This is a genomic window from Candidatus Nanopelagicus hibericus (assembly GCF_002288005.1).
GTDB lineage: Bacteria > Actinomycetota > Actinomycetes > Nanopelagicales > Nanopelagicaceae > Nanopelagicus > Nanopelagicus hibericus.
The window spans coordinates 548778-561445 of record NZ_CP016771.1 but is presented as its reverse complement, the minus strand read 5'-3'; the positions used below and the strand labels follow the sequence as shown (position 1 = coordinate 561445).

The window sequence follows — 12668 nt, the reverse complement described above, 5'->3', positions numbered from 1 at the left end:
TATTTTTCGGGCTGTGGATTATCCCTTTACTGCAGTATGGGCAACCTTTAGAAGCTCCTTGCGCATCTCATCAAAATCAAATTGTTTCTGCGAAAAATAGTGAATTTGAAATAATGCTTGCTCGACTAATAGTGACAACCCGCCAATTACATGCTTACCCAAGTTTTGATACCGCTTTGCCAATTCTGTGGGCCATGGGTGATAAATCACCTCAAAAAAATCAGCCTTTGAAGTAATCGTTGAAAGCCCATCAGTTGCACCAGCTGGTGTCGTTGAGATAATTAAATCTCTGTCTTGAATCTCTTCAAACCGATGCCAATCCAAGAAGTCCAGTTCAAGATCGACCGCCGCTGCATGTAACTGCACGTGATGATTTGCCGAACGGGTGAGAGCTGTGACTGAGGTGCCAGTACCTTTAAGTGAACCGATGGCTGCTCGGGCTGTTCCTCCCGCGCCAAGTATCGCAATCTTCTTCCCATAGTATGGCTTAAGTAAATTCTTAAACGCTAACAAATCAGTTGAGAGCCCAATGCTTCCAGTTGATTCAAAAATAACTGTATTCACTGATGAAATTTGCTTAGCAACCGGATCAACCCGATCGACGAAACCGATTGAGATCTCTTTTAAGGGCATCGTAAGCGCTAAGCCACGATATCCCGAATTTTTGCAATCAAAATAGAAATCACCAAATTTTTCCTCCTTAATCTCTTGTGCAGAAAAAACCGCTTCAACTCCTAGTAATTTATACGCTGTGGTGTGAAGTAGCGGTGAAAGTGAATGTCCAATTGGAGCACCAGCAACAGCTAACTTAATCATCCGAATAAGCCCGCATCCTCATTTGCGCGAAACTCATTTGCCCATTTGTTGAACTCATTAAAATCCTTTGTAAATCTAGTGTCATTTGGCTTCACAGTGACGTAATACAACCAATCACCTTTTTCTGGATTAACTGTAGCAATCATTGCGTCTTCACCGGGATTACCTATAGGTGTTGGCGGTAAACCTCGATATTTGTAGGTGTTGTATTTTGAGCCAATCTCCAACCGCTTATAAGGCAGTCGAATCTTGCCTCGAGTGTTGGTTGCATAATCAATCGTGGCATTGATTTGCAACGGCATCCCGATTTTCATGCGGTTATAAATAACCCTAGATATCTTTGCGAAATCTTGCACATCACCTTCTGCCTGGACCATAGATGCAATTATCAGCAGTTGATAAGGCGAATAATTCAAATATCCTTCCTCAATCTTGGATGATTTGGCTGCTAAATAAAATCTATCAATCATCTGTGTAATCGCTTCATCAAACGTCGTTCCTGGCGCAAATGAATACTGTGCTGGAAAAAGGAATCCCTCCAAATTATTTGTACCGTAAAGATCATTTGGTTTAGGCAACTTCGACACTTTGCCACTCACTAATTTGGATTTTTCCAATAAAGCCAGAATCTCAGATTTTCTCAGACCCTCACCAAACCCAAAGACCCCACGCTTTCGTGCCGGATCCAGAAGTTGTTCTAAAGCTGCCTGTGCTGAAATTTTCAAATCTATCTCATGTAAACCAGGTGAGATCGCATTAGATTTCTTTTGATTAATTGCAATTTTGACAAATATTTTAGTTTGTTTTATTACTCCAGAATTGAACAGTTTTTGAGCAATTTCAGTACCCGTATCACCAGATTCTATTAGGATCTCTGTTTTTAACTTAGAGGTTGCTGCAAGGTAATCATTGAGTAAAAATGCATTATGCAATAAAACTGCAGAGCTTGTTAGAATTGAACAGATTAGTAGTAGGGCTAAAACGCGTTTTAAAATAATCTGCCCACCCCTGTGCCTGATTTTTCATTTAATAATGCACTCTCCAAAATACTTACCGCTGCTATCTGATCAATCATTGCCTTACTCTGCTTTTCATTCTTCCCCATCTCACGCATTTTTGAATTCGCATTCTGGGTGGTCAATCTCTCATCTACAAAATAAATTGGCCCAGTAAATATTTGCCTGATCTGCTTGGCAAATTCCAGGGCAGCTATCGATTTAGCGCTTTCATTTCCTGACAGATGCTTTGGGTCACCTACGACCACATAAACAGGGTTAACCTCATTTAATAGATTAGTCAAATTCAAAAGCAGTTCACCATCATTAATAATTGTTTTATAGGGTGCCACCAATATTGATTCAGAATCCGATGTGGCGACACCAATCCGCTTCTCTCCAAAATCAAAGCCGATCCTGCGACCAATTTCAATTGGTTTATTCATCAGAAATCCAACTTTAATTTAGCTTTCCCTGAATATGTTTAGCAATCTCAGCAAATGCTTTTGTGATTGCATCTGCGTTACTGCCTCCTCCTTGCGCAAAATCATCTTTCCCACCACCGCCACCGCCAAGAATGGTTGAACCTAGTTTTATCAATTCGCCAGCCTTTACTCCTAATTTGATAGCCTCTGCTGAAACCACTGCAACTAGCAAAGGTTTCGCATCATTTATAGTGGCAAGTACAACAATTCCAGTTTTTAACTTCCCCTTGAGATCTAATGCAATAGTTCGCATATCTTCGCCAGAAATACCATTACCAAGTTGCTCGATTATCACGCTGGCATTTCCCGTTGATTTACTCTTTTTGAGTAAATCACCAGCCGCTGTTACCGCTTTGGCGGTATTTATCGCTGATATTTCCTTCTCCATCGATCTCATTTTTTCAATCAAATCAGAAATACGTTGAGGTAATTCTTCAACTCTCACGCCTTTGATTATTTCGGTAAGAGAATTCAGTAAAACATGTTCACGGGCTAAGAATTTATAGGCATCATGGCCAACTAAAGCTTCAACTCTTCTTACTCCGGCACCGATAGAAGATTCAGATAAAAGCTTAATTAAGCCCAATTCACCAGATCTAGACACATGTGTGCCACCACATAATTCTTTTGCCCAATCACCGACACTAACAACTCTGACTTGGTCGCCATATTTCTCACCAAACAATGCAGTAGCACCCAATGCCTTAGCTGCATCTTGAGACATAACTTGTGCATCGACTTGCAAATCTGCAATCAATAGTTCATTCACTCGACTTTCAACATCATTTAACACAGATGTTGGTACCGCGCTGGTTGAAGGGAAATCAAATCTAAATCGGCCGGGTGCATTCTCTGAACCAGCCTGAGTAGCAGTTTCACCTAATGCTTCTCTAAATGCTTTATGCACCATATGGGTTGCCGTGTGAGCTCTTGAAATGGCTAATCTTCTTTGTAAATCAATTTCAGCAGAAGCCGATTCACCATTCTTTACGACCCCACTTACGACGGAGCCCCTATGAACAAACAATCCTGGTACTGGGGTTTGAACATCTTCTACTTTCACAACTGCTCCATTTGCCAATTTAATTACACCGTTATCAGCTAACTGCCCGCCGCCTTCAGCATAAAATGGAGTCCGATCCAACATCACTTCTATTTCAGAACCTGCGCTAACTTCGGCAGCAGCTTTTCCATCAACCAACACTCCAGTTATCTTCGATTCTGCCTTAATGTTTTCATAACCTAAAAACTTAGTACTACCAAATTTATCGACGATTGCCCGGTATTGAGTTAAGTCTGTATGGCCACTCTTTTTCGCTTTTGCATCCGCCTTCGCGCGATCTCTTTGCTCATTCATTAATTTCTTGAAGCCACTCTCATCAACTTCCAGTCCCTGTTCTCTGGCCATTTCAAGAGTTAAATCAAATGGAAAACCGTAAGTATCATGGAGCTTGAACGCAGTATCGGCTGACAGCGATTTACTCTTCGTACTCTTTGATTGATCTGCGGCGATATCAAAAATACTTGTCCCACTCTTTAAGGTTTGATTAAAACTATCCTCTTCAGATTGAGCTACTGACAATATTCGCTCGCCACCTGTAACCAATTCGGGGTACTGCGGTCCCATCGCCTTGATAGAACTTTTAATCAATTCGGCAATGACCAAATCCTGTGAACCAAGTAAGCGCATATTTCGAATTGTTCGACGCATCATTCGTCTTAAAACATAGCCACGCCCTTCATTACCGGGCGTAACTCCATCACCAATCAACATCATTGCGGTGCGTGTGTGATCAGCAATCACTCGCAAGGAGACATCTGTTTTTTCATCTTTCCCATATTTTGTTTTGGTCAATTCAGATGCCTTATCCAAAATCATCTTGGTGGTATCAATTTCATAGATATTTTCAACACCTTGCAGTAACGCAGCAGTTCTTTCCAAACCCAGTCCAGTATCAATATTCTTCGCAGGTAACTCACCAATAATTGGGAAGGAGTTCTTGTCCCCACCCTCACCGCGAATATTTTGCATGAACACAAGATTCCAGATTTCTAAATAACGGTCTTCATCGACGATTGGCCCACCCTCTTTACCGTAATCACTTCCTCGATCGAAATAAATCTCCGAACATGGACCGCATGGTCCTGGGACTCCCATAGACCAGAAATTATCCGCCATTCCCCTGCGTTGAATTCGGTTTTTAGGGACACCAATCTGCTTCTCCCAAATATTTGCAGCCTCATCATCATCTTGATAAACAGTGACCCAAAGTTTGTCTTCACTAAATCCATAACCACCAGAGCTAACAGACTTAGTTAATAACTCCCATGCAAGTGCGATCGCGCCTTCTTTGAAATAATCTCCAAACGAGAAGTTTCCACACATTTGAAAAAACGATGCATGTCTAGTCGTTTTACCAACCTCATCAATATCTAAGGTTCTCACGCATTTTTGAACCGAGGTTGCCCGTTTGTAGGGTGGTTTTGCTTCGCCCAAAAAATAAGGTTTAAAAGGAACCATACCGGCATTTACTAACAAAAGATTTGGATCATCCGCAATCAATGAGGCTGAGGGCACAACCGTATGAGGTAATTTTAATGAATTATTTGTTTCAAAAAATTTCAGCCATCTTGCACGAATATCTGCGGAGTCCACCTCTACTCCTTCGCTTTGCTTTTTTTCTTACCCTTTTTCTTTAGCTTGGCAGCAGTGAATAATGCGCCAGCTGCTTTCATGGCCATTGGGTTTTCATCTAAGAAGGATTCTCCGGCTTTGCTAATCTTCTTAACCATTTCTTCAAGTGACTTACCGGCATTGCTGATACTTCTAATCGGGCTATTAATCATGGCTACTGTTTTAGTAATCTCATCAATTAACCGAGACGCCCTCACCACGGTATAGGCGACGGCAACGGCAATGACCGCAAGGGAGGATGCTGCGATTATCGTTGCAATTCCACCCGGACCCATGCTGGGAAGAATACCTGAAAAGCGGGTATCTACTTGGTAACGGCTGGAGTATCGACCCCAGTCTCTTTGCGTTGTGCAGCAGTTATTGGTGTTGGTGCTCCAGTTAATGGATCACCACCACTGGCGGTTTTCGGAAATGCAATAACTTCACGAATAGATTGAGCACCTGCAAGCAATGCACATAATCGATCCAAACCCAGGGCGATTCCCCCATGCGGTGGCGGGCCATAATTGAACGCCTCCAAAAGAAATCCGAATTTACTTTCTGCTTCAGATTTTGATAATCCAATTGTCTTGAACACCCTTTGTTGAATTTCACTTTGATGGATACGAATTGATCCACCACCAATTTCATTTCCATTCAAAACAATGTCATAGGCATAAGCAAGCGCTTGCGCTGGCTCCTTATCAAAGGTACCAACAAATTCAGGCTTCGGACTGGTAAATGGATGATGCACTGCGGTCCATCCGGCAGTTGGATTTTCAGCATCAACTTGTTCAAACATCGGGGCATCAACGATCCAAACAAAATTCCACAAATTTTCATCGATCAACTTACATCGTGTGCCAATCTCTACTCGAACTGCGCCAAGCAAATTTTGGGAGGCAGATGCTGTTCCCGCTGCAAAGAAGATTGCATCACCATTTTTTGCACCAACCTTTGCAGCAATTCCTGCACTCTCAGTTTCGGAGAGGTTCTTAGCAACTGGGCCAGATAATGTGCCATCAGTGCCAACTAAAATATATGCCAAACCTTTAGCTCCTCGGGCTTTAGCCCAATCCTGCCAAGCGTCTAAATCCCGACGCGGTGAATCGGCGCCACCTGGCATCACCACCGCTCCGACATACTCGGCTTGGAAAACTCGAAAGGAGGTGGATTTAAAATATTGGGTTACATCAGTTATCTTGTTTGCAAACCTTAAATCTGGCTTATCCGAACCATAATCTGCCATTGCATCTTTGTAGGTCATGTGTGGAATTGGCAATGGAATTTTGTAGTTTATAACACTTTGAAACACAGTAGCTAAAACTTTCTCAGCAATTGCAATAACATCTGATTGATCGACAAATGACATTTCAATATCCAGTTGGGTGAACTCTGGTTGACGATCAGCTCTGAAATCTTCATCTCTAAAACACCTAGCAATTTGGTAATACCTTTCCATACCTGCCACCATGAGTAATTGCTTAAATAATTGTGGAGATTGCGGCAACGCATACCAAGAGCCGGGCTGAAGTCTCACCGGAACAAGAAAATCTCTCGCTCCCTCGGGAGTTGAACGGGTTAAATATGGTGTCTCAATCTCTAGAAAGTTACTTTCAGATAAAACTTGGCGTATTGCGGTTGAAACCTTTGAGCGCAATCTCAAATTTTTTGCTGGTCCCTCTCTACGTAAATCTAAATACCGATACTTAAGTCGAACCTCTTCAGAGATATTTCCAATATCACCGCTATCAACTGGAAATGGCAATGCTGCAGCCTCACTCAATACTTGCAGGACCTCGCAAACAACCTCTATTTCACCAGTTGGTATTTCTTTATTTTCATTACCCGCAGGGCGCAATTTCACAACACCAGTAATTAACACACACCATTCGGCGCGAAGCTCACCAGCAATCTTTTCATCGTTAATTACAACCTGTACTGCACCCGTAGAATCACGTAGATCAATAAATGCCACTCCGCCATGATCACGTCTACGGGCCACCCAACCAGCGAGCACTACCTTGTTGCCAACAGATTTGGCAGTTAAGGAACCTGCATCGTGCGTGCGTAGCATGCTATTTATTTCCAATTCGTTTAATTAAATCTGAAAGCTCAAGGCTACTAGAAATTACCTCGCCGCTGCTCATTAATTTTAATTCACACCTGCCAGATGAAATTTCATCATCTCCAATTACTAATCCATATTTAGCACCGCTCTTATCTGCAGCTTTCATTGCTCCTTTTAACGCACGATCTCCGTAAGCCATGTCGCAAGTAATACCAGATGATCGAAGCTCTGCCAGCAGTTTGAAGGCATGAGATTTACCAGTTTCAGTAATTGGTGCGATAAATAATTGAATTTGATTTATGACGCTGGGCAGGGAGTTCTCTGCTTGGCAAGCCATCAGAATGCGATCTACTCCTAAACCAAATCCAATTCCACTGACATCTGCACCCCCTAGAGAGCTCATTAGCCCGTCATATCGACCACCACCACCAATACCGGATTGCGCACCCAACATCTCATGATCAAATTCAAAGGTTGTGCCGGTGTAGTAATCCAATCCCCTAACCATTGTTGGTTTGATCTCGTATGCAATCCCAATATCTGTAAGGAGGACCTTTACTTTTTCAAAATGTTGTTTGCTTTGCGCACTTAGGTAATCCAGCAAAAGCGGTGCCTTAGCCATAGCCGCCTTTACTTCATCCCGCTTATCATCAAATAATCTAAGTGGATTTAACTGTGCACGAGACACCGTTGCTTCATCCAGCTTTAAGGTAGAAATGTATTTAACTAAATCTTTTCGGTGCGCATCTCGACTCTGTGCATCACCTAGTGAAGTAATATTCAATCTATATTTCTTAAGACCTAGCGCCTTAAAAGCAGAATCTGCGACCGCAATCACCTCAACATCAATCTCAGGGTCGTTGTAGCCAATTGCCTCAATTCCAACTTGATAAAACTGACGGTAGCGACCCGCTTGTGGTCGTTCAGCTCTAAAGAATGGTCCGGTATAAAACAACTTAACCGGTAGTTGTCCTCGATCTAGATTATGTTCAATTACTGCACGCATCACACCAGCGGTACCTTCTGGTCTTAAGGTTATTGAGCGCCCACCGCGATCTTCAAAGGTATACATCTCTTTGCTTACTACATCGGTTGATTCACCAACTCCTCGAGTGAAAACTTCAGTATCTTCAAAGACTGGCAATTCGATTAGCGAGTAACCAGCCAAACGTGCAGTTCGAAGTAATTGGTCGCGCACATACTCAAACTGTTCAGAAATGGGTGGGAAATATTCACTCACTCCCTTGGGGGCTTGGAAACTACTCATTCCCTCACCGCCCCTTCTGATCTAGGAAATCATCTTGCAGGTATGGATTTCGCATTCGTTCTATGGCGATTGTAGTTTGCCCACCATGTCCAGGCAGGACATTTAGACCATCAGGTAGTGTCAAAACTCGCTCACGTAAGGTTTTTCGCATATCAGCAGCGGAGCCGGTAGGTAAATCGGTTCTACCTATGCCGCCAGCAAAGAGCACATCACCAGAAATCAATTGCTGATTATCAATCGTGAAAATGACAGATCCTTTGGTGTGGCCAGGAGCAAAAATCGAGGTAATAGAAAGTCCTGCAATTTGGAAAGTGGAGAAATCATCTAACTCAATAACATCAGATGGTTCCTTGAAATTCTTGCTGCCAAAAGCTGATAAAAACTGTTCACTCACGCCACCGCTATCTAACGCTCCCATTGGATTGGAAAGCAAGAAACGGTCTGCACCAGTGATATAGGTTCGCATTGGAATCTCAATAGTTAGCGGCAACACTGAAAAGAAATGATCTAAGTGTCCATGCGTGATAAGAACAGCAACCGGCTTTAATTTATGCTCATTGACCATGTCAACAATTGTTCTTACTAAATTAGGCCGAGCCATGCCTGGGTCAACAATTATGCATTCAGATGCGGGTTGGGTTGCTAATACCCAGCAATTTGTTTCGAAGTAAGGCGCCACTACCCTGTCTACAAGCATTTATCACCCCCTAAAATCACCAAATATCCCCGCTTAATTTTCCTAAACCAAGGTTCTTAGGCTATCTTTTAGCCCGATCCAAACTCGGTAATTACAGGTGCGAAAGCAATAATAATTACCACGCCCCCCAACATAACGAGATCTGTTCATCAGAAATCGTGCAACGAAAGGTATTCACATGGAAAACTCAACCACTTTCAACCTTTCAACTCCTGGGGCAGCGTCAGTATTAATTGGTGATCCAACAAAATTTGGCCGAGTAGGCGAAGATGGCACAGTCTATGTAATTACCCCGACTGGTGACCGCGCCGTTGGTTCGTATCCTGGCAAGAGTGCGGAAGAAGCACTTGCATACTTTGTAAAAAAATTTGAAATGGCTGCTTCCGAAGTTGCCCTGCTTGCCGCACGAGTTCGCTCAGGTGCTATGGTCCCCAGCGATGCTCATGAAGCGGTTAATAAGTTACGAAGCCAAATATCTGAATTAAATGGCGTTGGCGATCTTGAGAAACTTGCGCAATCACTTGAAAAGATTCCATCGTTAATCATCGAGCATGAAGGCGCATATCAAGTGCGCAAGGAAGCTAAAAATGCTGAACGCGAGGCACGCAAGTCTGAAGCTGCTGCGATTAAAGAAAAGATTGTAACCGAAGCGGAAAGTTTAGTTGACTCAGTAGCATGGAAAGTAACCACAGCAAGATTAAAAGTTTTGCTAGACGAGTGGAAAAAAGCACCTCGTTTGGATAAAAAAATTGACACAGATCTCTGGAAAAGATTCTCATCCTCTCGTAACAAGTTTGATAAACGCCGTCGCACTCACTTCTCAAAATTAGATGGTGAGCAAAAGAAAGTTGCTGCGACAAAAGAGGCGATTGTGAAGGCGGCAGAGGATCTAGCAAAATCCAGAGATTGGCTTGAAACAGCAAAGAAATACAAGTCATTGATGGATCAGTGGAAAGCAGCAGGCAGGGGAAAGAAATCTACCGATGACGTTTTGTGGAATCGGTTTAAAGCTGCTCAAGAACTTTTCTTTACTGCTAAAAATGAAGATATGAAAAAGCGCAAAGGTTCAATGATTGAAAATCTAGCTAAGCGAGAAGCGATGATTGTTGAATTTGAAGCATTGCTACCCCTGTCAGATTTCAAGTCAGCCAAAAAGAAGTTTTATGATTTGATGGGGAAATGGCAAAAGATTGGCATGACTGATCGCAAAAAACGGGCCGCTTTTGATACTCGAATAAAAAAGATCGAGGATGAAATCATGGAAGCTGAGCGCAACTTCCAACGCAAGAGTGATCCAAGTGCGAAAGCGCAGGCCAATAAGGTTGTTGAGAGTTTGGCGCAAGCCGTTGAAAATTATGAAAAGCAGGCGGCAAAAGCCGAAGCAGCTGGCCAAACTGCAAAGGCAATGATTGCTCGGGAGGCTGCAGCCGCCAGACGTGATTGGCTAGAGCAGGCGCAAAAAGGTTTAACTGAATTTGTCAATTAATTATTAAAAATCCGATTAACATCATATACGCCCTCTATAGCTCGTACCGAGGTTAGAACAGCATCTAAATGAGATGCGTCAGCCATTTCAAATGAGAATTTACAAATTGCTGTTTGATCTTTATGGGTAACCACAGAGGCGCTTAAAATGTTTACATGTTGATCCGAAAGCGCTTTCGTTACATCAGATAACAATCGAGCACGATCTAGGGCTTCAACTGCAATATTCACCAAGAAACTGCTTGCTGCTGCAAGGTTCCATTTTACTTTCACAATTCGGTCGCCTTGATGGAGCTTAAGATCGGTGATGTTTACGCAATCCATTCGATGCACTGACACACCATTTCCCCTGGTAATAAAACCGGTGATTTCATCACCTGGAACTGGAGCACAACACCTTGCAAGCTTCACCAACACATCTGCAGCACCCTCAACTTCAATCCCGGTAACACTTTTGCGTCTACGCTTAATTGGCGCAATAAGTGGCGTTAAATCATTTTCTGGGTGAGCATCTGTGGTACCAATTAAGACCATCAATTTTTCAATTACCGAGTGAGCAGAGGTGTGGCCATTTCCTACTGCTTCGTACAAACTTTCAATATCCTCAAATCGAAGGTTGTGTGCTAACTCAAGTAATGCATGGCCACCCAAAATCTTTTGTATTGGTAAGCCCGCCTTACGCATTTGTCTTGCGATCGACTCTTGACCAGCTTCAATTGCCTCCTCTTTGCGCTCCTTTGAAAACCAAGATTTAATCTTGGCTCTAGCCCGAGATGATGTAACAAAATTCAACCAATCATGACTTGGCGCTGCATTTACAGATTTATTAGTAACAATATCCACTACATCCCCATTGGAGAGGTGTGACTCAAGCGGTACAAGTTTTCCATTTACCTTTGCTCCGACACATTTGTTACCAACCTCAGTGTGGACTGCATAAGCAAAATCAACTGGTGTAGAGCCAGATGGTAATGCGATAACACTTCCTTTCGGAGTAAAGACAAATACCTCAGGTGTGCGCAGGTCATACCGCAAAGTTTCTAGGAAATCGCTTACATCCTCACTCTCTTGTTGCCACTCATGTAGCTGCCTGAGCCAAATCGCTTCCGGAGTTTTACCACCAACTAAATTCTTAGTTTTATACTTCCAATGAGCAGCAATTCCATATTCTGCCCGAGAGTGCATATCAAAGGTTCTGAGTTGAATTTCAACTGCTTTTCCATTTGGACCAATTACTGTGGTGTGCAGTGATTGATAAAGATTAAATTTTGGCATTGCAATGTAATCTTTAAATCGACCAGGAACTGGACTCCACCTTGCGTGAATCGCACCAAGTGCGGCATAACAATCTCTGACAGACTCAACCAAGATTCGAATGCCCACCAGATCATAAATATCATTGAATTCTCGTCCACGTACAACCATTTTTTGATAGACACTGTAGAAATGTTTTTGCCGCCCACTCACCTCGGCTGTGATTGCTTCTAATTTCAAATCAGCACTGATTGATGAAACCACCTCGTTGGTGAGAATATCCCGCGCTGGAGTTCGCTCACCTACTAGTCTTTCTATTTCTTCATATTTTTTAGGTTCAAGTGTTTTAAAAGATAGATCTTCCAACTCCCACTTAATCGCATTCATTCCCAGTCTGTGAGCAAGAGGTGCATAGATATCCAAAGTTTCTCTTGCTTTTCGTTGTGATATTGCGGAATCAATAAACTCCCAAGTTCTAGCATTATGCAATCTATCTGCTAATTTAATTACTAAGACTCGAATATCTCTGGACATAGCAACAACCATTTTGCGCAAAGTTTCTGCCTCGGCAGTAGGTCCATAAGTTAACTTATCAAGCTTTGTTACGCCATCAACTAAAGATGTGACCTCATCGCCAAACTCTTTTTTTATCTCATCAATTGAGTATGAGGTATCCTCGACAGTATCGTGCAAAAGTGCTGCCATAATTGTTGGTAGATCCATACCAAGTTCTGTCAGTATCTGCGCAACCGCTACCGGGTGGGTTATATATGGTTCACCAGATTTTCTTAATTGCCCGGTATGAGCTTTATCAGCTGCAGTAAATGCCCGCTCTAAATCCTTATTTGAAAATCCTGGATGTGACTGTGCTAGGCCATCCGCCAAGGGTTTTAATAATTGGCTAGGAGTCATAGCGCGGTGGCT

At 42.7% G+C, this 12668-nt stretch carries 10 protein-coding genes; 1 reads left to right on the top strand and 9 read right to left on the bottom strand.

What is annotated here, in order from left to right:
* Positions 1-18: 18 nt before the first annotated feature.
* The 8 genes from B1s21160_RS02975 to B1s21160_RS02940 are packed head-to-tail and all read right to left on the bottom strand — an operon-like array spanning position 19 to position 9005.
* Positions 19-816: a shikimate dehydrogenase family protein gene (locus B1s21160_RS02975; protein ID WP_095672376.1), complete on the bottom strand. Its 798-nt coding sequence runs from the start codon at positions 814-816 to the stop codon at positions 19-21.
* Positions 813-1811, bottom strand: a complete 999-nt coding sequence (gene mltG / locus B1s21160_RS02970; protein ID WP_095672375.1) for an endolytic transglycosylase MltG — start codon at positions 1809-1811, stop codon at positions 813-815. Before mltG ends, B1s21160_RS02975 begins: the two co-directional genes overlap by 4 nt.
* The gene (gene ruvX, locus B1s21160_RS02965) at positions 1805-2257 is read right to left on the bottom strand and encodes a Holliday junction resolvase RuvX (protein ID WP_095672374.1); all 453 of its coding nucleotides are present in this window, start codon (positions 2255-2257) and stop codon (positions 1805-1807) included. The genes mltG and ruvX overlap by 7 nt, the downstream gene beginning before the upstream one ends.
* Before the next feature lie 13 nt (positions 2258-2270).
* Entirely contained in the window at positions 2271-4952 is a 2682-nt protein-coding gene (gene alaS, locus B1s21160_RS02960; protein ID WP_095672373.1) for an alanine--tRNA ligase, read from the bottom strand.
* Between the two features lie 2 nt (positions 4953-4954).
* Positions 4955-5266, bottom strand: coding sequence for a DUF948 domain-containing protein (locus B1s21160_RS02955; RefSeq protein ID WP_095672372.1), 312 nt, complete (start codon positions 5264-5266; stop codon positions 4955-4957).
* 29 nt (positions 5267-5295) lie between these two features.
* Complete coding sequence (gene aspS, locus B1s21160_RS02950; RefSeq protein WP_095672371.1) at positions 5296-7047, bottom strand: aspartate--tRNA ligase; 1752 nt, start codon at positions 7045-7047, stop codon at positions 5296-5298.
* Position 7048: 1 nt separating this feature from the next.
* Positions 7049-8308, bottom strand: a complete 1260-nt coding sequence (gene hisS / locus B1s21160_RS02945; RefSeq protein ID WP_095672370.1) for a histidine--tRNA ligase — start codon at positions 8306-8308, stop codon at positions 7049-7051.
* Positions 8309-8312: 4 nt separating this feature from the next.
* A complete protein-coding gene (locus B1s21160_RS02940; RefSeq protein WP_095672369.1) occupies positions 8313-9005 on the bottom strand; it encodes an MBL fold metallo-hydrolase in 693 nt (230 codons plus the stop codon).
* A 178-nt stretch (positions 9006-9183) separates the two neighbouring features.
* On the opposite strand from B1s21160_RS02940, the gene B1s21160_RS02935 reads away from it, so the two are divergent.
* Positions 9184-10491 (top strand): DUF349 domain-containing protein, encoded by a 1308-nt coding sequence (locus tag B1s21160_RS02935; protein ID WP_095672368.1) that lies wholly within the window; start codon positions 9184-9186, stop codon positions 10489-10491.
* Here the strand turns inward: B1s21160_RS02935 and B1s21160_RS02930 are convergent.
* Positions 10488-12656, bottom strand: coding sequence for a RelA/SpoT family protein (locus B1s21160_RS02930; protein WP_095672367.1), 2169 nt, complete (start codon positions 12654-12656; stop codon positions 10488-10490). The two genes, B1s21160_RS02935 and B1s21160_RS02930, sit on opposite strands and share 4 nt — an antisense overlap.
* Between the last annotated feature and the right edge of the window lie 12 nt (positions 12657-12668).